The organism is Caldimonas tepidiphila (assembly GCF_003569765.1).
GTDB lineage: Bacteria > Pseudomonadota > Gammaproteobacteria > Burkholderiales > Burkholderiaceae_C > Caldimonas > Caldimonas tepidiphila.
This window is the reverse complement of record NZ_QXMG01000002.1, coordinates 190,615-213,219: the sequence shown is the minus strand read 5'-3', so window position 1 is coordinate 213,219 and position 22,605 is coordinate 190,615. Positions and strand designations below refer to the sequence as shown.

Genomic DNA, 22,605 nt, shown 5'->3' with positions numbered 1-22,605 from the left:
CAAGAGCTCACTCTCATGGATTTACGTCAGCTGAGCTATTTCGTCGCGGTCGCGGAGGAGCGGCACCTGGGACGCGCAGCCGAGCGCCTGCACCTGTCCCAGCCGCCCTTGAGCCGGCAGATCCAGGCACTGGAGTCCGAACTGGGGGTCCAGCTGTTCGACCGGACACCGCGAGGAATGGAACTGACCCAAGCCGGCGAGGCGCTGCTGCGTGACGCGCGCAACATCCGCGGCATGGTCGAGCAGGCCGCGCATCGGGCCAAGCGTGCCGGCCTGGGACAGCTCGGACGGCTCGATATCGGGGTCTACGGATCGGCGATCTTCGGCCCTGTTGCAGAAGTGCTGGCCCGCTTCAGGGCGACGCACTCCGACGTGGAGTTGATGCTGCACTATGCGCAGACCCCCGCGCAGGTGCTGGCGCTCCGTCAAGGGCGCGTGCTGCTGGTGTTCGAACGGCTATTGCCCGATGAAGCCGACATCCAGGTGGAGCACGTCACGAGCGAGTCGCTCTGGCTGGCGCTCAACGAGCGCCATCCTCTCGCGGAAACCCCTGTGATCCATTTCGAAGCCCTGCGAGGCCAGACGTGGACCGTCGGCAGTTCGCCCGAGGCGGCGGCGACAACTCTGGAGTTGTGTCGTCGACATGGTTTCGAGCCCCGGTTCGCCACGCCCTGTGGCGACGTCATCATGGCCTCGCTCCAGGCCAACATCAGTTCCACGGTGACGCTCGTTCCCGGGTCGATGACCAACGTCCGTTTTCCCGGGATCGTTTATCGCCCCTTGAAGATGCAGGGCAAGGCCTGCATGGATCTGCACTGCTTCTATCTGAAGGATGAGCGCTCCCCCCTTCTTCATGCCCTGCTGGAAACCGTGCGGGAGTTCCGCGACGAGCAAGTGAACGCCGGTTAGATGGGGAGGCTGCCGTCAGCCCGCCGGGCCCGGATCGGAGCGTTTCCGTTCCGAAAGGGAATGCCGGCCGGGACGGGTGTCCCGGCCGGCTGAGGGGAGCGGCCTGCACGTTCCGCTCCCGGCATCGAAGCGGCTGATCAACTCTGCCTTGGCGTCCGGCCTTCCGGCGGGGAGTGCTCGCGCATCGGTAGAGAGCTCAGCCCTTGATGCAAGGACATCAGCGCTTGAACGTGCCCGCCACCGCAAGGTCCTTGGGTGCCGACGAGGTGCCAGCGTAGACCGTGTAGGTCCCTGCAGGCGTGATCCACATCTTGTACTGCTGGCTCCAGACGCTCAGGGGATGGTTGCTCGCGGACGGGTTGATCGAGACCGTCACGTCCTTGGACTCACCCGGCGCCAGCTCGACCTTCTGGAAGCCGACCAGGCGCTTCGGCGGCTGCGCCACGCCCACCGAGCTGGCGCCGGCAGGCAGCGACAGGTAGACCTGCACGACTTCGGAGCCGGCGACTCTGCCCGTGTTGGTGACCTTGACCTTCACGTCATAGGCCCGCGTCGCGTTGTTCAAGGCCACGCTCGGCGAAGTGACGCTGAACGTGGTGTAGGACAGGCCGTGACCGAACGGGAAGGCGACGCAGGGGTTCGAGCCGTTCACCACCGCGCACTGGCCGCTGATGTTCGCGTCGTACCAGCGATAGCCGATGTGCAGACCCTCGGTGTAGCTGACGGTCTGCGTGACGCCGTCGGCGGCCAGGACACCGGGGAACTGCTCCGGGGTCGCGTGGTCGAGGAAGCTCTTGCCGACCAGGGGGAAGGTCACCGGCAGCTTGCCCGAAGGGTTCTTCACGCCGAACAGCAGGTCGGCCACGATGTTGCCGTCCTCCTGTCCCGGGAACCACGCCTCCAGGATGGAGGGGCCTGCGGTGCCCACCAGCGCCGGATCCATGGAGATGCCGGCGTTGTCCTTGAGCACCAGCGCCGTCTTCCGGGCCATCGTCGAGGAGGCACCCATGATCGCCTTGATCATGTCCACCGTCTGGCTGTTCCTGACCGCGTTGGTGCCGTCGACCGTGGCCGGCAAGGTCAGCGAGGACGAGGCATACCAGTCGAGGCTGCTGCCGTCGGCTGCCGTCGTGCCGGGGGCCACCAGCACCGGACTGCCGCCACCCGGGGTGAACACCGTGCCGCCGCCGGCGCTGACCGCCGTCAGACGGTCCGCGCCCTCCTCCGAGATCGTCCCGGCCATCACGACCACCGCGTCGGCCGCCGCCGCAGCGGCGAGCGCCTCCGAGAACGCGACGGTCCGGCCGTCGATCGTCGCGGTCGAGTTCGCGTCATCGACCAGGATGAGCCGCACGGCGGCCGTGGTGTTGCCCAGCGCCTTCAGCGTGTTCTTGATGCCTTCGACCGGAGTCACCGTGTAGTTCGGAACGACGTCCGAGCTTCCTCCGCCGGCGCCCATCGGCTTGCCCACCATCACCCCGCCGGCGACCGCCTGTTGGGCATAGACCTGGGTCGCCTTGCCGAAGATCACGACCTCGCGCACGGTGGAGGCGAAGGGCAGCGCGCCGTTGTTCTGCAGCAGGACGGCAGACTTCGTGCCGATGTCGCGGGCTGCCTGGCCATTGGCGGTGAAATCGATGGGCGTCTGCTTCAGCGGACGATCGAAGATGCCCCACTTGAACATCTGGGTGTAGCGGCGCTCCAGCGCCTTGTCGATCATCGCGGTGCTGATCCCGCCGGAGGCCAGGGCGGCGGAGAGATTGGTCGGGGACCAGTACTGCGGGATCGGCATCTCGTGGTCCATGCCCGCCTGCATCGTGCCGACGGTGCTCTTCATCGCGAAGAAGTCGGACTGCACGTAGCCCGTGAAGCCCCAGTCGTTGCGCAGCACGTCGGTCAGCAGTTCCTTGCTCTCGCAGGACTGCACGCCGTTGACGAAGTTGTAGGCGCACATGAGGGAGGCGGCCTTGCCGTCCTTCACCGCCATCTCGAAGGGCAGCAGGTACAACTCGCGCAGCACCTGTCGATCGACGGTCTGCTGGACGTTCATGCGGTTCGATTCCTGCTCGTTGGCAGCGTAGTGCTTCGGCATCGCGATCAGGCCCTTGGCCTGCACGGCCTTGGTCTCGGCCACGCCCATCACGCCGGTGAGGTAGGGATCCTCGCCGAAGTACTCGAAGTTGCGGCCGAGCACCGGGATGCGCGCCATGTTGAGGCCGGGCGCCTCGAACACGTGCAGCGCCAGGTTGTTCATCTCGGTGCCGATGACATCGCCGTACGCGGCGGCCACCGCGGGATCGAAGGACGCGGCCGCTCCCAGCGCGGACGGCAGCGCCGTCGCCTTGGCGGACGAGGGATGGGTGTAGGCGACGGTGAAGCGGGTCTTGCCCGCCTTGACGTCGTCGTACAGGCTCGCCGCCACGCAGTCGTTCTGGCCGAGGCCGACCGGGCCGTTCGTGATCCGCAGCGTCGGGATGCTGAGCTCGGCGATGCCGGTGACGTGCCGGGCGCCGTAGCACTCCGGCAATTCGGGCACGATCTCCGGCATGGCGCCGGTCAGCTGCTGCATCTTCTGCTCGAGCGTCATCGCCGCAAGGAGCAGCTTGGCGCGCCGGTTGGCCACCGCCTCCTTGTCCGCGTCCGACTTGGCCGCGGTCTGCTGGGCAACGATGGCCGCCGTCATCCAGGCGTGGCTTGCCTGAACGGGGACATTGCCGTCCGGGCCGCCGCCATCCGAACCGCCGCAGGCAACGAGGCCGACGGACAGCGCTGCGCTGACCGCAAGTGCGAGGACGGTCTTCCTTGCGATGAATCGTGCTTGCATTTTTCTACTGTCTCCAAGAATCGTGGTGAGAGTGCCGCACCTATTGGTGTTAACGTTAACAAGGTCGCGAAGACTTCTTCGTTCCCTGCCAGGCGAGCAGTTTCTTCATCCACTCCCCCACCGTCCATTTCCATTTTTGTTGCACCCCTTACCTTTTCGGTAATTCGCAGAGGGGACTTGGAATAGGGGTGGATTTCCTCGGAGCCAGACAGTCGCGAGGGAGACCCGCCAGCTTTTCTTAGCTCCCTGCGGAACGCCTGCGTCCTTTTCGGCAATGCACACGGCCCCCTCGGCTCTTGCCCACCCGAATGGCGGCAAGACAAGATCGGCCAGAGGACGGTTCGCCGGAAGCAAGGCCGTAATGCCGCGACCGGATCAAATCTCTTCTGCTCTTTTCCGCGGGAGGCCGGGCGCGCTCGCCGCGCAGCCATGCGGCCATCCCGAAGGATCCGGCCCGATATCCGGAAGCAGATCCGGCAAAAGCCTCGATGCGCTGCTCAGCCCCCGCCCGCCCCCGGCAGCTCGATCAGGCGCTGGCGGATCGCGATCAGCGTGAGCTCGGCCTGGTTGCCGGCCTCGAGCTTGTGCTTGACGTTGTAGAGGTGGGTGCCGACGGTGCGTGGCGACAGCGACAGCAGCTCGGCGATGCGGTTCACCGACAGCCCGCGCGCGAGGTGCAGGAAGACCTCGAACTCGCGCTCCGACAGGCGCGACAGCGGACTGTCCCCGGTGCCGCAGACGCTCTGCAGCGCGAGCTGCTGCGCGAGCAGCGGGTCGATCCAGGGCCGGCGCGCATGCACCGCGCGCACCGCGTCGAGCAGCGATTCCGGCGCGCTGCGCTTGGACAGGTAGCCGAGCGCGCCCGCCTTCATCATGTGCCGCACGAAGCTGCTGTCCTCGTGCGCCGACAGCCCGAGCACGCGCGCCTGCGGGTCGCGCGCGAGGATGCGGTGCGTCGCGTCCAGGCCGCTCGCGCCGCCCATCGCCACGTCCATGATCAGCACGTCGGGGCGCACCGCGTCGTAGAGCCGCAGCGCCTCGGCGCCGCTGTCGGCCTCGGCCACCACCTCCATGTCCTGCACCGACTGCAGCAGCAGCCGGAAACCGACCCGCACCATCGCGTGGTCGTCCACGATCATCACGCGGATCACGTCGCCTCCTCCTGCTGCTGCGCATGCCTCGTCCCGGCGGGATGCCGCCCGCTGCCGCCGTCGGGCAGCCAGGCCTCGATCCGCGTGCCGCGGCCGCCGGGCGCGGCGCCGACGGCGAGCCGTCCGCCCAGCACCTCGGCCCGCTCGCGCATGCTGTGCAGGCCGAAGCCGCCGCGCAGGTTGCCGCTGCCGGCTGCGGGTGGCGCGGACGGCAGGCCCGCGCCGTCGTCGTCGATCCGCACCCGCAGCCCCTGCCCCTCGCGCAGCAGCGCGATCGTCACGGCCGAGGCCTGCGCGTGCCGGATCGCGTTGCCGAGCGCCTCCTGCACGATGCGGAACGCGGCCAGCGACACCGCGGGCGACAGGCCGTCGAGCGGCGCCTCGACCCGCAGCGCCAGCCGCGGCACGTCCGGCTGCGCCTGCCAGCGCGCCACGAGGTCCTCGAGCGCCGCGCCGAGGCCCAGCGTGTCGAGCGCCATCGGCCTGAGGTTGGCGATCAGGCGCTGCATCCCGGCGTAGCTGCGGCGCGCGGCATCGTCGATCAGCGCTGCGGCGTCGCCGATCGTCGCATCGTCCCCGGCGCGGCGGCCGATCGCGCCGGCGAGGCTGCGGATCGCGGTGACCGACTGCCCGAACTCGTCGTGCAGCTCGCGCGCGAGCATCGCGCGCTCCTGCTCGATGCGCGACTGCAGCTGCTCGCCGAAGGCGCGGCTCGCCTCGAGCTGCTCGCGCGCGGCGAGCTCGGCGGCGCGCGCCGCCATCCGCTCCGGCAGCGTCTCCGCGACGCGGTTGATCGCGTCGCGGATGCGCGAGGCCTCGCGCCCCCGCACCGGCGGCACGCGCGTGCCCCAGGCGCCGCCCTCGAGCTCCACCAGGGCCTTCTCGATGCGCTCGAAGGGCGCGGTGGCCCGCGCCACCAGCCACGCCACCACTGCGAGCGTCAGCAGCATGAAGCCGGCGCCGGCGCCGAGCAGCAGCCGCACGTCGTCCCAGCCGTCGAGCACTGCGCGCGAGGCGATCGGCACGATGCGCAGTGTCGCGTTCTGGATGCGGACCTCGCGCGGCTGCAGCGGCGGCGAGACGAGCGCGTCGAACCACGCCGGCGCCTGTTGCCCCACCCGGTAGGGCGAGGGCGGCGATTGGTAGCGCACCCGGCCGTCGTCGCCGACGAGGCTCAGCTCGTTGGAGCGCACCCGCCCCAGCCTGCCGAGGAACTGCAGCAGCACCTGCTCGTCGCCCTGCGCATAGGCCCGGTCGACCTGCACGAGCAGCTGGGTCGCGATGCGGTGCGAGGCGTCGATCTCCTCGCGCACGCTGCGGCGCGTCGCCTCGACCTGCAGCGCCGCCATCACGCCGATGAAGGCGAGCGACAGCAGCGCGATCGCCAGGTTCAGCCGCAGCCGCAGGCTCACGAGCCGAAGCCGCCGTCAGGATGGAAGCGGCGCTGCCAGCCGGTGAAGGCCGCCTGCATCGCCGCGTCGAAGGGATCGTGGCCGGCGCCCTCGATCCACTGCAGCCGCGCGCCGTCGATCGCGGCGGCGAGCCGCGCCGCGTTGAGCGGCCGGCACACGCGGTCCGCGGTGCCATGCAGCACCACGCAGGGCAGGCCGCGCAGCGTGCCGGCCGCCGCGAGCAGCGCCTCCTCGCCGAGGTCGCAGCGCCGCGACAGGTAGGCCGCCTGCAGCCGGTACTTGGCCACCAGCGCGGCGCGGCCCGCCGCGTCGGCCGGCGGGGCCGGCGGCGGCGCGCCGGGCAGGCACAGCGCCGCCTCGTAGCATCGCCAGGCCTGCGCGACCTCGCCGGCGCGCCCCGCGTCGTCCAGCGCCCGCGCCAGCGCGGCGGGCACGTCGCGGCCTTGCAGCGGCGCGTCCCAGCAGCGGCGCAGCGCGGCCCATTCGCGCGGCGCGACGGCGGCGGCGGCCTCGCCGAAGAACCAGTCGAGGTCCGCGTCGCCGGTCAGGAACACCGAGCGCAGCAGCAGCGCGCCGACCGCCTGCGGGTGCGCGGCCGCGTAGGCCACCGCGAGCGCGGCGCCCCAGGAGCCGCCGCTGACGAGCCAGCGGTCGACGCCGAGGTGGACGCGCAGTCGCTCGATGTCGGCGACGAGGTCCGGCGTGCGGTTGTCGCGCGTCTCGCCCTGCGGCTCGCTGCGCCCGGCGCCCCGCTGATCGAAGCAGACGATGCGATGGCGCGTGCCGTCGTAGAGCGAGCGCAGGCGCGGGCCGCAGCCGCTGCCGGGGCCGCCGTGCAGGCAGAGCACCGGGATGCCGTCCCCGGCGCCCGACAGCTCGTAATGGAGGCGATGGCCGCCGCCGACCGCGAGCATTCCCGACTCCACCGCCTGCGCGGCCCGATACGTCTCCTGCATGCCGCCAGTGTAAGGGCGTGAATCACCCGGTAGTTTCCCGGCCATCGCTTCATGAAATTCATGAGCACTGAATCACGCGCCGCGCGCTGTGGCCCGCGATTCCCGCGCCGCAGAATATCCCCGGCACCGCGAGATGCGATGTCCGCTGTTCCACGAATCGACTAATCCTTCCGGAGATTTTCATGAACTGGCAAAAACCCCAAGCTGTCGAAATGCGCTTCGGCTTCGAGATCACGATGTACATCGCGGCGCGCTGATCGCACCGCTGCACGGCCGGCGCGGCCCCCGCCGCGCCGGCCGTGCCGCATCTGCAAGGTTTTCCCGATGAAACTCCATGTACTCGGCTCCGCCGCGGGTGGCGGATTCCCGCAGTGGAACTGCAACTGCCGCAACTGCTCGGGCCTGCGCGCGGGCACGCTGCGCGCCCGCGCCCGCACGCAGTCCTCGGTGGCGATCGGCGAGGGCGACGACTGGGTGCTGGTCAACGCCTCGCCCGACATCCTGGCCCAGCTGCGCGCCGCGCCCTTCCTGCAGCCGGCGCGCGCGCTGCGCGACACCGGCATCCGCGCGGTGATGCTGGTCGACGCGCAGATCGACCACACCACCGGCCTGCTGATGCTGCGCGAGGGCCGGCCGCTGCCGCTGTGGACCACGCGGCAGGTGCGCGAGGACTTGAGCAGCGGCAATCCGCTGCTGTCGGTGCTCGAGCACTACTGCGGCAGCCGCTGGCACTGCATCGAGCCGGACGGCCGGCCCTTCGAGGTGGACGGGCTGCCCGGGCTGGAGTGGCGCGCGGTGGCGCTGTCGAGCGCCGCCCCGCCCTACTCGCCCCACCGCCATGCGCCCGAGCCCGGCGACAACATCGGCCTGTTCGTGAGCAGCCGCGCCAGCGGCCGCTCGCTGTTCTACGCGCCGGGCCTCGGCGAGATCGAGCCGCAGGTCGATGCGCTGATGCAGCGCGCCGACGTGATCCTGGTGGATGGCACCTTCTGGAGCGACGACGAGATGATCGCGCTCGGCGTGTCCTCCAAGCGCGCCCGCGAGATCGGCCACCTGCCGCAGTCGGGCCCGGGCGGGATGATCGAGGCGCTGAGCCGCTACCCGCGGGCGCGCCGCATCCTGATCCACGTGAACAACACCAACCCGATCCTCGACGAGGACTCGGACGAACGCCTGCGGCTCGACGCCGAGGGCATCGAGGTCGCGCACGACGGCCTGAGCATCGAGTTCTGACCCACCCCCGATCCACCGGAGCGAGACGACATGCGGGAAGAAGAAAAGCAGGAGGCCGCCGCCTGGCCGGCCGAGGAGTTCGAGCGGCAGCTGCGCGCCCAGGGCGCGCGCTACCACATCCACCATCCCTTCCACCGCCGCATGCACGAGGGGCTGCTCGCGCCCGAGCAGATCCGCGACTGGGTGGCCAACCGCTTCTACTACCAGATCAACATCCCGCGCAAGGACGCCGCGATCCTCGCCAACTGCCCGGACCGCGAGGCCCGCCGCCGCTGGATCCAGCGCATCGAGGACCACGACGGCCGCGACGGCGACGAAGGCGGCATCGAGGCCTGGGTCGCGCTCGGCGAGACGGTGGGCCTGTCGCGCGAGGAGATCTGGTCGCAGCGCCGCGTGCAGCCGGGCGTGCGCTTCGCGGTGGACGCCTACGTCAACTTCGCGCGCAGCGCGAGCTGGCAGGAGGCCGCCTGCTCCTCGCTGACGGAACTGTTCGCGCCGCACATCCACCAGTCGCGCCTGGACTCGTGGCCGCAGCGCTACCCGTGGATCCGTCAGGAGGGCCTGCGCTACTTCCGCTCCCGGCTCACGCAGGCGCGCCGCGACGTCGAGCACGGGCTGCAGGTCACGCTCGAGCACTTCCGCACCCGCGAGCAGCAGGACCGCGCGATGGAGATCCTGAGCTTCAAGCTCGACGTGCTGTGGTCGATGGCCGACGCGATCATGCTCGGCTGCAGCGACGTGAGCTTCGCGGCCCGCGCCGGCGACGTCACGGAGATCGCCCGGCACGGCGAGGCCACGGCATGAGCGCGCCGCCGCCGGCGCAGGAGGTCCTGTCCGAGGCCGCGGTGCCGCGGCTCGCGAACGGCACGCGGCTGCAGTACGAGCCGGCACAGCAATCGTGGGTGCTGCTGTTCCCGGAAGGCCTGGTGCGCCTGAACGACAGCGCCGCCGAGATCCTGCGCCGCTGCGACGGGGTGCGCGACATCGCCGCGCTCATCGAGGACCTGCGCGCGAGCTGCGGCGACCCGCCCGGCCTCGGCGAGGACGTGCTCGGCTTCTTCGCCTTCGCGCGCGGGCGGGGCTGGCTGGAACTCGCATGCTGAGCCCGCCCGCGCAGGCACCGGCCCCCGGGCACGCCGGCCCGCCGCTGTGGCTGCTCGCCGAGCTCACCTACCGCTGCCCGCTGCACTGCGCCTTCTGCTACAACCCGGTGGACTTCGCGAACCACGAGCGCGAGCTCGACACCGCGCAGTGGCGCAGCGTGCTGCGGCAGGCGCGCGCGCTCGGCAGCGTGCAGTGCGGCTTCTCCGGCGGCGAGCCGCTGCTGCGCGAGGACCTGGAGCTGCTGGTCGGCGAGGCGCGCTGGCTCGGCTTCTACACCAACCTGATCACCTCGGGCGTGGGGCTCACCGACGCGCGGCTCGACGCGCTGCGCGAGGCAGGGCTCGACCACGTGCAGCTCTCCTTCCAGGACTCGACGCGCGAGGTCAACGACTTCCTGTCGAGCACCCGCACCTTCGACCTCAAGCGTCGCGTCGCCGCGGCGGTGCGCGAGCGCGGCATCCCGATGGTGATGAACTGCGTCGTGCACCGGCTCAACATCGACCATGTCGACGCGATCGTCGAGCTGGCGCTGGAATGCGGCGCGAGCTACCTCGAGTTCGCCAACGTGCAGATGTACTCGTGGGCGCAGGTCAACCGCGAGCACCTGCTGCCCACGCGCGCGCAGATCGCGCGCGCCGAGGCCGCGATCGGACGCTGGCGCGAGCGGCTCGGCAACCGGCTGCGCATCTTCTTCGTCGTGCCCGACTACCACGCCGAGCGGCCGAAGAAGTGCATGAACGGCTGGGGCAACGTGTTCCTGACCGTCACGCCGGACGGCACCGCGCTGCCCTGCCACACCGCGCGCATGCTGCCGGGGCTGGCCTTCCCGAACGTCGTCGACACGCCGCTCGAGGAGATCTGGCACCGCTCCGAGGGCTTCTCGCGCTACCGCGGCACCGCATGGATGAAGGCGCCGTGCCGCGACTGCGACGAGCGCGAGAAGGACCTCGGCGGCTGCCGCTGCCAGGCCTACATGCTCGCGCAGGACCCGGCGGCGGCGGACCCGGTGTGTGCCAAGTCGCCGCAGCGTGCGCAGGTGGACGCGGCGGTCGCGCGGGCCGAGGCCGGGGAGCCGCCCGCGCAGCCGATCGTGTTCCGCTCGCCCCAGGCCTCGCGGGCGCTCGGGCGGCCGTTCTGAGGCACGGCCCCGGGGGCCGCCCGGGCCCGCGCGGCTCAGCCGGCCTTCGGCCGCGCCGTGCGCAGCGCCTCGCCGAGCACCTCGCGGTCGCCGATGTGGTTGGCGAGCAGGATCACGAGCTTCGCGTTCATCAGCGCCGCCTGCTCGTCGTCGAGGCCGCGCTGGCTCTCGATCAGCTCCTCGTAGAAGCCGTCGGGGTCGGCGATGTTGGGTTGACGGATCAGCGTCATCGCGCTCACTCCTTGCTGTTCGTCTGGAAGCCCAGGCAGCGCGCCAGCGCCGCCTCGATCTTCGCGGCGTCGAAGCCGCGCCAGCGCGCGGCCACATGCTGGTCCGGGCGGATCAGGTAGACGGTGCCGGGCTCGGCGTCGTAGCGCTTCGCGACCAGCCCCTCGCTGTCGACGAGGTCCAGGCCCACGCTCAGCACGCGGGCCGGCACGCCGCCGAACTCCACCGAGCTCGCCACCGGCCTGCTGCCGAATGCCAGCAGCGTGAAGCCGTCGCCGAGCTGGTTCAGCAGCCAGCCGGGCTTGCCGCCGACCATGACGGGGGCATCCGCGCAGGCGGTGCCCGGTCGCATCGCCCCGGCGAAACCGGCCTCGTCCGCGGTGTTCAGCGACGAGTCGATGTAGGGCGTGGGCGTGGACAAGCGGCCGCTGTTGACGAGCGGTCGCGCCAGCGGCTCGGTCTCGGACAGCTCCAGCACCGCGTCGCGGAACAGGCGGCTCGAGCGGCTCTTGGGCGTGATGAAGTCGGTCGAGCGCGTGGAGTTCTTCAGGTTGTCTTCGGCCGCGAAGGCGCGCTCCTCGTGGTAGCTGTCGAGCAGCGATTCGGGCGCCCTGCCGTCGAGCACGAGCGCGAGCTTCCACGCCAGGTTGTCGATGTCCTGCACGCCGGTGTTGGCGCCGCGCGCGCCGAAGGGCGAGACCTGGTGCGCGGCATCACCGGCGAAGATCACGCGGCCGTGGCGGAAGCGGTCGATGCGCCGGCAGGCGAACTGGTAGACCGAGACCCACTCCAACTCGAACTCCACGTCCTTGCCCAGCATCGCCTGGATGCGCGGGATGACGTTCCCGGGCTTCTTCTCCTCGACCGGGTCGGCATCCCAGCCCAGTTGGAAATCGATGCGCCACACCTTGTCGCACTGCCGGTGCAGCAGCACCGACTGCCCGCGGTGGAAGGGCGGGTCGAACCAGAACCAGCGCTCGGTGGGGAAGTCGGCCTTCATGATCACGTCGGCGATCAGGAAGCGGTCCTGGAAGAACTGGCCGGTGAACTCCGCGCCGACCATGCGGCGCGTGTCGCTGTTGGCGCCGTCGCAGGCGATGACCCAGTCGGCCTCCATGCGGAACACGCCGTCGGGCGTCTCGACGGTCAGCACGGCATGGTCGGCCTCCTGCTGCAGGCTCAGCAGCCGGTGCTTCCAGCGCAGGTCGACCAGCTCGCTGGCATCGCAGGCCTCGACCAGGTACTCCTCCAGGTAGTACTGCTGCAGGTTGATCATCGCCGGCATCTTGTGATGCGCCTCGGGCAGCAGGTCGAAGGCATAGACAGGCCGGTCCCTGAAGAACACGCGGCCCACCTTCCAGCTCACGCCCTTCTCAACCATGCGCTCGCCGACGCCGAGCCGATCCCAGATCTCCAGGGGCCGCTTCGCGTAGCACACGGCCCGGCTGCCGACGCTCACGGTGTTGTTGTCGTCGAGCACGACCACCGGGATGCCGCGCGCGGCGCAGTCAAGCGCGGCGGTCAGCCCGATCGGGCCGGCGCCGACGATGACGACCGAGTGGCGCCTCGTGACGCCCGCGCGCTGCTCCGGCGACGGCCGGTAGGCGAACTCGGGATAGGTGTAGGTCTGCAACATGGGCTGTCTCCTCCCGTTCGCCTCAGTTCGCGGCGGCTGCGTCGAACTCGCGCTCGTGCAGCCAGGCGGCCTGGCGCGGCGCGCGCTTCGTGCGCGACCACTCCTCGATCATCTCGTGCTTGACCGCGTCGAGGCGCTGCAGCATGTCGGGCGTGGCGGTGTTCGCGGCGAGCTCGAGCCGGTGGCCGTTCGGGTCGAAGAAGTAGATCGACTTGAAGATCGCGTGGTCGGTCACGCCCACCACCTCGATACCCTCGGATTCCAGCTTCGCCTTGGTCTGCTCCAGCACCTCGACGCTCTCGACCTGCAGCGCGATGTGCTGCACCCACTCCGGCGTGTTCGGGTCGCGCCCCATCTCGGGCGAGTTCGGCAGCTCGAAGAAGGCGAGGACGTTGCCGCCGCCCGCGTCGAGGAAGAGGTGCATGTAGGGGTCCGGCGCCTTGGTGGAGGGCACGCGGTCCTCGGCGATCGCGAGCACCAGGTCCATGTCCAGGTGCTTCCTGTACCAGTCCACGGTCTCCTTCGCGTCGCGGCAGCGGTAGGCGACATGATGGATCTTCTGCACTTTCATCGGAGGGCTCCTCGAAGCGGGTTGCGACAACGGGATAGTAACCATCGTTACTATCAGGATGAAACCGGGAACGTCGCCGCGTTTGCGCTGCATCAAGTCCGCGGCCCATAGGGGGAGCCCCCCGGATGGGCCCGACTTGCCGTTTCCTGCAGACCGTTGCAACGGATTCGTTACGATAGGCGCCGTCCCTTCGAGCATGCGAGCACGCGATGGAGCTGCAGACCTTCCTCCCCTACCGGCTGGCGGTGCTGGCCTCGGCTGTGAGCCAGTCGATCTCCGCCGTCTATGCCGACCGCTTCGCGCTCAGCCGCGACGAGTGGCGCATCCTTGCGACGCTGGCGGAGAACCCGGAGATGAAGACGACCGAGGCCGCCGCGCACACCACGCTCGACAAGATGCAGGTCAGCCGCGCGGTCGCGAGCCTGGAGGCGCGCGGGCTGCTGGAGCGCGAGCCCGACGAGTCCGACCGGCGCAACCGCATCCTGAAGCTGCTGCCGGCCGGCCGCGCGCTGTTCCGCAGGATCGAGCCGATGGCCGAGGCGCGCGAGGCCTTCCTGCTCGAGGCGCTGGACGACGAGGAGCGGGCGGTTCTGGACCGCGCGCTCGACAAGCTGCTGGCGCGGGCCCGGCAGCTCGAGCGGCAGGGCTGAGGGCCCGGCCGACGCGCCCGCCGAAGCGCTTGCAGTGTGCCCGGCGGGGGACTCGCGACGGCAGGGCTGCAACGCGGGGGCGTCGCCCCGGTAATCGTGCGCGGAAGCCTCGTCCCGGCGCCCCCGCCGCAAGGCCGCCCGCGGCGACAATCGGCGCCCTCGGGCCGGTGCGGCGGGCCTGCATCCCTGCCGCGCCGCCCTCCTTTTCCCGGACGACCCCGCCCCCATGCCTTCCGCACGGAAATCCCGCCTCCTTCGACGGCTGCCGGCCGCCGCCGCGCTGCTCGCCGCGCTCTATGCCGTCGCCGGCTACGAACTCGTGCCGCGGCTCGTCGCGCAGCAGCTGCCGCAGCGTCTCGCCGAGCGGCTGGGCGTGCAGGCGACGCTCGGCCCAGTGCGCTTCGACCCGTGGCGGCTCGCGCTCGAGGCCCGCGAGCTGCAGCTGCGCCAGCCCGGCGGACAGCCGCTGCTGGCGCTGCAGCGCCTGTCGGTCGATCTCGCGCTGTCGGGGCTGTGGCAGCGGCGCTGGACGCTCGACGAGCTGCGGCTCGAAGGCCTGGAGCTGCATGTGGAAGCGGCCGGTGACGGTCGCCTGAACTGGGATGCGCTCATCGAGCGCGCGAGCGCGGGCGGCCCGTCCGGCCCGCTGCCCGACCTGCTGCTGCGCCATGCCTCGCTGCAGGGCAAGGTGGCCCTGCGCCAGCTCGGCGGCGCCGCGCCGGCTACGGCCGAGCTGCAGCCGCTGCACATCGAGCTGCACGAGCTCGCGACGCGCCCGGGCGCCGAGGCCCGCTACCGCGCGAGCGCGACGCTGTCCGGCGGCGGCACGCTGCAGGCGCAGGGCTCGCTGTCGCTGCAGCCGCTGCGCTCCGCGGGCGAGCTGCGGCTCGACGGGCTGGAGGCCGCGGCCGTCTGGCCCCTGCTGCGCGAGCGGCTGCGGCTGAAGACGCCCGAGGGCAGACTCGCCGCGTCGGCGCGCTACGCCTACGACGGCAGCGACGAGGCACCGGGCCTGCGGCTCGACGCGCTGACGCTGAAGCTCGCCGGCCTCGCGCTGACGCCCGCCGACCGGGACGCGCCGCTGCTGACGCTCGCGACGCTCGAGGCCCGCGACGGCCGGCTGGACCTGGCGGCGCGCCGCCTCGCCTGGCCCGAGCTCGCACTGCGCGACGGCGCCATCGGCCTCGCGATCGGCGCCGACGGCACGCCCGACTGGCAGCAGCTCGCCGCGCCGGCCCGCGCGACGCCGACCTCGCGACCGGCTCCCGCCGGCAAGGAGGCGCCCCCCTGGCGGGCCGAGATCGGCGCGCTGCGTGTCGAGCGGATCGCGCTGCATGCCGCCGACCTGAGCCGGCCGCTGCCGCTCGCGCTCGACATCGGCGCAATCGGCCTGCAGGGGAAGCTCGCGCTGCACGTCGGGCGCGAAGGCGCGAAGCTGCGCGGCGACGGCCTGTCGCTGGCGCTCGAGCGGCTCGCGCTCGCCGAGGTCGGCGCCGCGCGGCCACTGCTCTCGCTCGACTCGGTGCGCGTCGCGCCGATCGCGCTCGACAGCGGCCGGCAGTCCGTGTCGATCGGCGAAGTGGCGCTCAAGGGCGGTGGCGGCGAGCTCGCGCGCGAGCCGGACGGCCGCATCCGCCTGCTCGACGCGCTGCGGCCTGCCGCGGCGCGCGAGGCCTCGGCGCCGGACGCGCCCCCGCACGCCGCCCCTGCGTCGCCCTGGAGCGTCGCGCTCGGCCGGCTGCGCGCCGACGGCATGCGCTGGGCGCTGCGCGACCGCGGCTTCGAACCGCCGCTCGCCTACGGGCTCGGCCTCGACGCGCAGGCCGAGCGCCTCGATGCGAACGCCGCGGGCTCCCCGTGGCGGCTGCAGGGCCGCGTGCAGGTCGCCGAGGGCGGCACGCTCGCGGCCTCCGGCGAGGTGGCGGCCGACGGCTCCGCCGCGGACCTCCGCTTCGTCGTCGACGCGCTCGCGCTCGGGCCGCTGCGGCCGCTGCTGGCGCGCCACACGCAGCTCGAGCTGCGCTCCGGCACGCTCTCGGGCGATGCGCAGCTGCGGCTGCAGCCGGGCGAGGCCGGGCCGGGCGTGCAGGTGCAGGGCGCCGCGCGCGTGGCGGACCTGCGGCTCGACGAGGCCGGCACGCACGAGCGCGTGATCGCATGGAAGGCGCTGCAGGCCGAGGGCATCGCCTTCGACTCGGCGCCGCGCCGGCTCGCGGTGCAGGAAGTGCGGCTGCAGCAGCCGGCGGCGCGGCTGATGATCTCGCGCGAGCGCCGGCTCAACCTCGCGCAGCTGCTGCAGGCGCCCGGCACGCCGCCCTCCCCCACGCCAGAGAAGTCCGCGCCGGGGGACGCATCGTCCCCGCCGATGCCGATCCGCATCGACCGCATCCGCGTGCGCGACGGCACGCTCGACTACGCCGACCTCAGCCTCGTGCTGCCCTTCTCCACCCGCGTCACCGGCTTCGGCGGCACGGTGGTCGGCGTGTCGAACGACCGCAGCCGGCCGGCGCAGGTGCAGGCCGCCGGCGAGATCGCGCCCTACGGCTCGGCGCGCGTGGACGGGCGGCTCGCTCCCTTCGAGCCGCGCCACCTGCTCGACCTGCGCGTGCGCATGGACAACGTCGAGATGCCGCCGCTGTCGCCCTACACGGTGACCTTCGCGGGCCGCGAGGTGGCCGAGGGCAGGCTCTGGCTCGACCTCGACTACCGCATCGAGGACGCGCGGCTGCTCGGCCGCAACGACCTGCGCCTGTCGGACTTCCGGCTCGGCCGGCGTGTCGAGGCGCCGGGCGCGCTGGACCTGCCGCTCGACCTCGCAGTGGCGCTGCTGAGCGACGAGCAGGGGCGCATCGAGCTGTCGGTGCCGGTGGAGGGCGACGTCGGGCAGCCGAGCTTCGCGATCGGCAGCGTGGTGCGCGAGGCGGCGGGCGGGGTGCTGCGCCGCGTCGCGAGCGTGCCCTTCCGCGCGCTGGGCCGCCTGCTCGGCGCAGGCGGCGAGGACGAGACGATGGCCGAGATCGGCTTCGATCCCGGAAGCGACGCGCTGCGGCCGCAGGAGCGCGAGAAGCTGGCCCGCCTCGCGACGGTGCTGGCGCAGCGGCCGCAGCTGAAGCTGCTCGTCGCCGGCCCCTGGGCCCCCGCGACCGACGCGCCGGCGCTGCGCGAGCGGCTGGTGCGGCTGGAGCTGGCGCGCGCGCTCGGCGAGGAGCTGGCCGCCGCGGAGGATCCGGCCCCGCTCGACTTCGGCGACGAGCGCACGCGGCGCGCGCTCGAGGCGCTGCTGGCCCGCCAGGCCGGCGAGGCCGCGCTGCGCGAGTTCAGGGAGGCGGCGAGCCGGCCGGCGCTGGTGCCGGCCGCGCTGCAGCCGCGGGAAGCGAGGGCGAGTGCCTCGCCGCACGAGACGCTGTTCGAGCGCCTCGTCGCGTCGTGGCCGCTGCCGGAGGGCGCGGCGCAGGAGCTCGCCGCGCGCCGCGAGCGGGCGATCCGCGAGCACCTGGGTGCGGTGGCCGGCGTGCCGGCCGGGCGCATCGAGGCGGCGGGAATGCGCGAGAGCGGCGACGAGGAGGCCCGCCCGACGGTGCGGCTGAGCCTCGACGCGGCCGCGGTCGCGCGGTGAGCCGGCCGGGCTACTGCCCGGCCACCTCGTAGTGCATCAGCGACGCGCCCTTGGGCGAGTAGTTGGGCACGTCGGCCGCGACCTCCCGGCCGAGCGGCGACTTCAGCGCGGCGGCCATCGCCTCGGCGCTCTCGAACAGCGCCTCGAAGATGCAGAAGTGCGTGTCGCCGCCGGCCGGGCCGAGCGGCGAGGGGAAGCCGTAGCGGTAGCTGACCAGTCCCGGCAGCTGCGCCGCGAGCGGCACGTGCTTGGAGACGTAGTAGTCGCGGAAGGCCTGGGGATCGTCCGGCTGCGGATACAGCACGACCATTGCATGCATGGGAGCTCCTCTGTCTCGGTGCGCCGCCGCCCGTCGTCGCGGGCCGCGCGGCATTCGTTGTGGGAGCCCCAATCTAGCAGGCGCGCCGCCGCCGTGCAGCGCGGGCACGGCAGGCGGCGCCCGCGCTCAGGCCGCGGCCAGGCGCGGCTCGGGCAGCCCCTGCACGCCGGGCCGGCACATCAGCACCCGCCCGCCGTGCGGATCGACCGCGAGGTCGGCCTCGCCGCGGCTCAGCGAGGTCACGAACAGCGTGCCCATGTCGTCGCCGCCGAAGGCGCACATCGTCGGCTTGCACATCGGCACGTACAGCCGCCGGTCGAGCCGGCCGTCGGGCGTGAAGCGCTTGATGCAGCCCTCGTCGATGCAGCAGACCCAGTAGCAGCCGTCGGCATCGACCGTGGCGCCGTCGGGCCGGCCCACCATCTCGCGCATGTCGACGAAGACGCGCCGGTTGTGCGCGGTGCCGGTGTCCGGGTCGTAGTCGTGCGCCCACACCATGCGGACGTCGCGGTGCGAGTCCGAGCAGTAGAAGGTGCGCCCGTCCGGGCTGAAGGCCGAGCCGTTGGCGATCATCAGGCCGCCCACCGAGGTCTCCTGCAGGCCCTCGGCAGGCGTGTAGCGGTACCAGCGACCGACCGGCCGGATGCGATCGAGGTCCATCAGCATCGTCGAGGCCCACAGCCGCCCCTGGCGGTCGCAGCGGCCGTCGTTGAAGCGCATGCCGGGCTGCGGGTGCGCGACCTCGGCGACGCGGCGCACCTGCGGCGCGGCGTCGCCGCCGCCCGCGTCGGGGAGATCGACCTCGAAGAGGCCGCTCTCGCAGGCGCACAGCAGGCCGCCGCCCGGTCGCAGCACCAGGCAGCCGACCTTCTCGGGCAACTGGAAGCGCTCGAGCGTGCCGCTGTCCGGATCGAAGCGCTGCACGGCGCCGGCGGGGATGTCCACCCAGAGCCAGCGGCGCGAGAGCGTGTCCCACACCGGGCTCTCGCCGGTGCCGTTGCGCAGCCCGGGCAGGATCAGGGCGTCGGTGCCGAAAGTGGTGTCTGCGACCAAGGCATCACCTCACTTCGCGATGCCGAGCTCGCCCATCAGGCGCTTGAAGAAGGCGTTGTCGCGCTCCATCACCGTGCGGAAGGCCGGACCGTCGGCGTAGACGTGCGTCAGGTCCAGGCGCGCCAGCGCGTCGCGGAAGGCCTGCTCGTCGGCGGCCTTGCGGCTCGCCGTGCGCAGCACCTCGACCACCGGCTGCGGCGTGCCCTTCGGCACGACGATGCCGCGCCAGGTGCTGATGCTCACGTCGATGCCCTTCTCCTTGAGCGTCGGCACGTCGGGGAAGCGCTTGGCGCGCTGCTCGCCCATCACCGCGAGCAGGCGCAGCCGGCCGGCCGCCACATGCTGCGCCACCTCGGCCGGGCTCACGGTGACCGCCTCGATGTGGCCGCCGAGCAGGTCGTTGATCGCCGGGCTCGCGCCGGCGTAGGGGATGTGCGAGTAGCTGGTGCCGGTCTTCTTCGCCATCTGCTCCGCGGCGAGGTGCCAGATCGCGCCGTTGCCGGAATTGCCGATGCGCATCTGCCCCGGGTTGGCCTTGGCGTGCGCGAGGAACTCCTCGACGGTGCGCCACGGCGAGCTGGCATTGACGGTGATCGCGCTCGGCTCGGCGTTGAGCTGCGCGATCGGCACGAAGTCGTCGATCGAGAAGCGCGCGATGCCCAGGTGCGGCAGCATCGTGATCTCGACCGTGCCCACGCCGATCTTGTAGCCGTCGGGGCGCGCCGACATCACCTCGGTCAGGCCGATCGCGCCACCCGCGCCGGTCTTGTTCGAGATCACGACCGGCTGCGGCAGGTGCTTCTTCAGCGACTCGGCGAAGGCGCGCGCCACCGCGTCGGTGCCGCCGCCGGCCGGATAGGGCACCACCAGCTCGATCGTGCGGGCCGGGTAGTCCTGCGCGGCCGCGAGCGGCGCGTGCAGCAGCGCCAGGGCGCCGAAGCCGGCCGCGGCCAGCAGGGTGGTTCGTCTCGTCAGGCTCATGTCTCGCTCCTTGGATGGCGATGGAACAGCCCCCTCGTGCGGGGGGCGGGTGGGAAGAAGGAAAGGATCCCGCGCGGGGGGCCGGTCTGCGCCGGCGCGGCCCGCGCGGCAGGGCTCAGCCCGGCAACGCGCGCCAGGCGCTCACGAAATCGCGCGCGCGCCGCGCCACCTCGTCCGGCGGCATCCCCGGCGCGTACAGCGCCGAGCCGAGGCCGAAGCCGGCGGCGCCGGCCGCGACGTAGGGCGCCATCGTGTCCGGTGCGATGCCGCCGACCGGCAGCATCCGCGTGCCGCGCGGCAGCACCGCGCGCATTGCCTTCATCACGGCGGGCGTCACGAGCTCGGCCGGGAACAGCTTCAGCGCGTCGGCGCCGGCCGCGAGCGCCGCGAAGGCCTCGGTCGGCGTCGCGACGCCCGGCAGGCAGAGGCGGCCCACTCCCTTGGCGGCGCGGATCACGCTGGTATCCGCGTGCGGCATCACGACCAGCTCGGCGCCGATCTCCGCGAGGCGCACGACCTGAGCGACCTCGAGCACGGTGCCGGCGCCCACCAGCGCGTCGTGCGGCAGCGCGCGGCGCAGCCGCCCGATGCTGTCGAAGGGTTCCGGCGAGTTCAGCGGCACCTCGATCAGGCGGAAGCCCGCCTCGTACAGCGCGGTGCCGACCGCCTCGGCCTCCTCGGGACGCAGGCCGCGCAGGATCGCCACCAGCGGCAGCTCGCGCAGCGCGCGGTCGAAGGCCGAGCGCAGCGCGTCGGGCGGGGGGGTGTTCGTGTTCATCACGGGGTCCTTCCTCGGTCAGGAGGCGGCGAGCGCGGGTTCGTCGATCAGCCCGGCGGCGCAGGCGAAGCGGAACAGGCCCTGCGGCGCGGTGTTGCCGAGCTGCGCGGCCGGCGTGCGGCCGAAGGCGGCGAGCGCCTCGGCGTAGCGCCGCGACAGCGCCGCGTCGCCGACCAGCACCAGCGGCAGCACCTCGCCGTCGTCGCGGCCGCCGCGCTGCGCCAGCGCCGAGACCAGCTCGTGCCCGATCAGCAGGCCCGACAGGTAGTCGGCGAGCGCCGCGGCCGGCAGGCGGCCGGTGAGGCCGAGCGTGCGCGTCGCGAAGATCTGGTGCGACAGGTCGCCGGGGCCGCTGTCGCGGGCGCGCGCCAAGCCGTCGGCGAAGGCCTGCGCCGCCACCCCCGCCTCCGCGCGCTCCTCGCTCATCAGCTGGCCGAGCAGCGAGTGCCCGCGCAGCACCGCGTAGAGCTCGCCGGTCATGTAGGTGCGGAAGCCCGTGATGCGGCCGTCCTCGATCCATGCCCACTTCGAATGCGTGCCGGGCAGCACGATGCAGGCGCGCTTCGCCCAGCGCGGCTGCATCGCCAGCGCGCCGGCGATCTGGATCTCCTCGCCGCGCATCACGTCCGGCGCGCCGCCCGCCGGCTCGTAGCGCAGCCCCGGCGCGATCAGCAGCGGGCGCCCCAGCGCGTTCTCGACGCGGCCCGCGCGCCCGGCGAGCACCCCGGTGTCGGCCGGGCAGTCCACGTAGGGCGCCTCGCGCCAGCCCTGGGCGCTGCCGACCATGCCGCTGGCGACCCGCGGTAGGCCGGGCCACTGGCCGAGCCAGTCGCCGGCGATCTCGGCCAGCGCCAGCGTGAAGCCGACCTCCCCCGGCTGCGCGAGGTGGCGGATGCCGCGATTGCTGCTGCGCTCGGCGATCACCCCGCCGCGCGCGTCCATCAGGAAGGCGCGCAGGCTCGAGGTGCCCCAGTCCAGCGCGACGAGCGCGGGGCGAGCGGTCACGAGGTCGGCCGCAGCCGGGCTCAGGCAGGTTTCCATCCCAGTTCCTTCGAAATCGCCTCGGCGCGCTGGCGCACCACCGGCACCAGCCGCGCCATGCGGTCTTCGGGCATGTAGGGCAGCGCGCTCGCGACGCTGAGCGCCGCGACCACCTGCCCGCTGATGTCGCGCACCGGTGCGCCGACGCAGCGGATGCCCATCTCGTTCTCCTCGAGGTCGAGCACCACGCCCTGCTCGCGGTAGCGCCGCATCTCGGCGACGTAGTCGTCCCAGGGACGCAGCGGCGGCTTGTCCGGCTGGCCCTCGCGCGCCGCCGCCGCCCGCTGGTAGAGCGCGTCCCAGCGCGCCTCGTCCATGCCGAGCATCAGCGCCTTGCCGACGCCGGTGGAGGCGAGCGGCATGCGCATGCCGACGCGCGAGCGCATCTCCAGCCCCTTCGTGCCGGAGACCTTGTCCAGGTAGAAGACCTCGTCCCCCTCCACGGTGCCCAGGTGCACGGTGTCGCCGGTCTGCTGCGCCAGCACCTCCAGGTGCGGTCGCGCCAGCGCCGCGAGCGGGCGCTGCTCCATCGCCTTGGTGCCGAGGTAGAGCAGCTTCGGCCCGAGCAGGTAGCCCCGGTAGGGGATGTGGTGCAGGTAGCCGTCCTGCACCAGGCTGCTGAGCATGCGGTGCGTGGTGCTGCGCGGCGTGCCCAGCCGCGCCGCGATGCCGCGCACGTCGGACACGCCGTCGGCCACGCATTCGAGCAGCGCCAGCCCGCGCATCAGGGTCTGCGTCCCGCTCGCGGACGGCTTTGCGTCCGGTGCCGCGGGTTCGTTGTCCCGGGGCTCGGCAGCGGCGTGCGAGGGATGGAGGGAGTGCGTGGTGGTCTGCATGGCGTTTTTCAATCCTGATTCGATGAAGGACTTGTGTCAACTTTAGGCATGACTGCTCAAATATTGAGACACCCCATCATTTCGAGCGTCGGCTGGGCTTGGTTGTTCCGCTATTCGACCAGATGTCTCACATATTGGGCCGATTGACCTTGCTGCACTCGGCTTCTAG

General features: G+C 72.2%; 21 protein-coding genes. 8 read left to right on the top strand and 13 right to left on the bottom strand.

The genetic code is table 11. The features are described from left to right. The first annotated feature begins 15 nt into the window (after positions 1–15). A complete protein-coding gene (locus D3A59_RS06635) occupies positions 16–909 on the top strand; it encodes a LysR family transcriptional regulator (RefSeq protein ID WP_119154111.1) in 894 nt (297 codons plus the stop codon). 217 nt (positions 910–1,126) lie between these two features. Here the strand turns inward: D3A59_RS06635 and D3A59_RS06630 are convergent, their stop codons facing one another. The 4 genes from D3A59_RS06630 to D3A59_RS06615 all read right to left on the bottom strand — a co-directional run bounded on the left by D3A59_RS06630 (position 1,127) and on the right by D3A59_RS06615 (position 7,252). Further along, the gene (locus tag D3A59_RS06630; RefSeq protein WP_240635971.1) at positions 1,127–3,592 is read right to left on the bottom strand and encodes a beta-glucosidase; all 2,466 of its coding nucleotides are present in this window, start codon (positions 3,590–3,592) and stop codon (positions 1,127–1,129) included. Between the two features lie 638 nt (positions 3,593–4,230). Then, complete coding sequence (locus D3A59_RS06625) at positions 4,231–4,884, bottom strand: response regulator (protein ID WP_240635970.1); 654 nt, start codon at positions 4,882–4,884, stop codon at positions 4,231–4,233. Beyond that, positions 4,881–6,296, bottom strand: coding sequence for a sensor histidine kinase (locus D3A59_RS06620; protein ID WP_119154109.1), 1,416 nt, complete (start codon positions 6,294–6,296; stop codon positions 4,881–4,883). The genes D3A59_RS06625 and D3A59_RS06620 overlap by 4 nt, the downstream gene beginning before the upstream one ends. Continuing rightward, the gene (locus D3A59_RS06615; RefSeq protein WP_119154108.1) at positions 6,293–7,252 is read right to left on the bottom strand and encodes an alpha/beta fold hydrolase; all 960 of its coding nucleotides are present in this window, start codon (positions 7,250–7,252) and stop codon (positions 6,293–6,295) included. The genes D3A59_RS06620 and D3A59_RS06615 overlap by 4 nt, the downstream gene beginning before the upstream one ends. Before the next feature lie 182 nt (positions 7,253–7,434). Here D3A59_RS06615 and pqqA point away from each other — a divergent pair, with 182 nt between their 5' ends. The 5 genes from pqqA to pqqE all read left to right on the top strand — a co-directional run bounded on the left by pqqA (position 7,435) and on the right by pqqE (position 10,727). After that, on the top strand, positions 7,435–7,509 hold the full coding sequence (pqqA, locus tag D3A59_RS26840) for a pyrroloquinoline quinone precursor peptide PqqA (protein WP_119154144.1): 75 nt from the start codon (positions 7,435–7,437) through the stop codon (positions 7,507–7,509). 67 nt (positions 7,510–7,576) lie between these two features. Further along, on the top strand, positions 7,577–8,485 hold the full coding sequence (pqqB, locus tag D3A59_RS06605) for a pyrroloquinoline quinone biosynthesis protein PqqB (protein WP_119154107.1): 909 nt from the start codon (positions 7,577–7,579) through the stop codon (positions 8,483–8,485). A 30-nt stretch (positions 8,486–8,515) separates the two neighbouring features. Then, on the top strand, positions 8,516–9,289 hold the full coding sequence (gene pqqC, locus D3A59_RS06600; protein WP_119154106.1) for a pyrroloquinoline-quinone synthase PqqC: 774 nt from the start codon (positions 8,516–8,518) through the stop codon (positions 9,287–9,289). Continuing rightward, positions 9,286–9,588, top strand: a complete 303-nt coding sequence (gene pqqD, locus D3A59_RS06595) for a pyrroloquinoline quinone biosynthesis peptide chaperone PqqD (RefSeq protein ID WP_119154105.1) — start codon at positions 9,286–9,288, stop codon at positions 9,586–9,588. Before pqqC ends, pqqD begins: the two co-directional genes overlap by 4 nt. Continuing rightward, on the top strand, positions 9,582–10,727 hold the full coding sequence (gene pqqE / locus D3A59_RS06590) for a pyrroloquinoline quinone biosynthesis protein PqqE (RefSeq protein ID WP_119154104.1): 1,146 nt from the start codon (positions 9,582–9,584) through the stop codon (positions 10,725–10,727). The genes pqqD and pqqE overlap by 7 nt, the downstream gene beginning before the upstream one ends. Positions 10,728–10,762: 35 nt before the next feature. On the opposite strand, the gene D3A59_RS06585 is transcribed toward pqqE, so the two are convergent. Genes D3A59_RS06585 through D3A59_RS06575 form a run of 3 tightly spaced genes read right to left on the bottom strand, consistent with a single transcriptional unit; the run spans position 10,763 to position 13,162 of the window. Next, positions 10,763–10,957, bottom strand: coding sequence for a DUF2783 domain-containing protein (locus tag D3A59_RS06585; RefSeq protein ID WP_119154103.1), 195 nt, complete (start codon positions 10,955–10,957; stop codon positions 10,763–10,765). Positions 10,958–10,962: 5 nt separating this feature from the next. Then, the gene (locus tag D3A59_RS06580; protein ID WP_119154102.1) at positions 10,963–12,591 is read right to left on the bottom strand and encodes an FAD-dependent oxidoreductase; all 1,629 of its coding nucleotides are present in this window, start codon (positions 12,589–12,591) and stop codon (positions 10,963–10,965) included. A 22-nt stretch (positions 12,592–12,613) separates the two neighbouring features. Continuing rightward, entirely contained in the window at positions 12,614–13,162 is a 549-nt protein-coding gene (locus D3A59_RS06575) for a VOC family protein (protein WP_119154101.1), read from the bottom strand. A gap of 209 nt (positions 13,163–13,371) precedes the next feature. Between D3A59_RS06575 and D3A59_RS06570 the strand changes: the two genes are divergently transcribed. Both D3A59_RS06570 and D3A59_RS06565 read left to right on the top strand, forming a co-directional pair. Continuing rightward, positions 13,372–13,812, top strand: a complete 441-nt coding sequence (locus D3A59_RS06570; RefSeq protein WP_119154100.1) for a MarR family winged helix-turn-helix transcriptional regulator — start codon at positions 13,372–13,374, stop codon at positions 13,810–13,812. Positions 13,813–14,038: 226 nt separating this feature from the next. Next, complete coding sequence (locus tag D3A59_RS06565; RefSeq protein ID WP_119154099.1) at positions 14,039–17,428, top strand: DUF748 domain-containing protein; 3,390 nt, start codon at positions 14,039–14,041, stop codon at positions 17,426–17,428. Positions 17,429–17,438: 10 nt separating this feature from the next. Here the strand turns inward: D3A59_RS06565 and D3A59_RS06560 are convergent, their stop codons facing one another. The 6 genes from D3A59_RS06560 to D3A59_RS06535 form a co-directional block, all read right to left on the bottom strand. Continuing rightward, entirely contained in the window at positions 17,439–17,747 is a 309-nt protein-coding gene (locus D3A59_RS06560) for an EthD family reductase (protein ID WP_119154098.1), read from the bottom strand. A gap of 126 nt (positions 17,748–17,873) precedes the next feature. Next, positions 17,874–18,800, bottom strand: coding sequence for an SMP-30/gluconolactonase/LRE family protein (locus D3A59_RS06555; RefSeq protein ID WP_119154097.1), 927 nt, complete (start codon positions 18,798–18,800; stop codon positions 17,874–17,876). A 9-nt stretch (positions 18,801–18,809) separates the two neighbouring features. Next, positions 18,810–19,781 (bottom strand): tripartite tricarboxylate transporter substrate binding protein, encoded by a 972-nt coding sequence (locus D3A59_RS06550; RefSeq protein WP_119154096.1) that lies wholly within the window; start codon positions 19,779–19,781, stop codon positions 18,810–18,812. Between the two features lie 115 nt (positions 19,782–19,896). Then, on the bottom strand, positions 19,897–20,559 hold the full coding sequence (locus D3A59_RS06545) for a 2-dehydro-3-deoxy-6-phosphogalactonate aldolase (protein ID WP_119154095.1): 663 nt from the start codon (positions 20,557–20,559) through the stop codon (positions 19,897–19,899). Positions 20,560–20,577: 18 nt separating this feature from the next. Beyond that, positions 20,578–21,600, bottom strand: a complete 1,023-nt coding sequence (locus tag D3A59_RS06540; protein ID WP_119154094.1) for a 2-dehydro-3-deoxygalactonokinase — start codon at positions 21,598–21,600, stop codon at positions 20,578–20,580. Continuing rightward, entirely contained in the window at positions 21,585–22,436 is an 852-nt protein-coding gene (locus D3A59_RS06535) for an IclR family transcriptional regulator (protein ID WP_119154093.1), read from the bottom strand. Before D3A59_RS06535 ends, D3A59_RS06540 begins: the two co-directional genes overlap by 16 nt. Between the last annotated feature and the right edge of the window lie 169 nt (positions 22,437–22,605).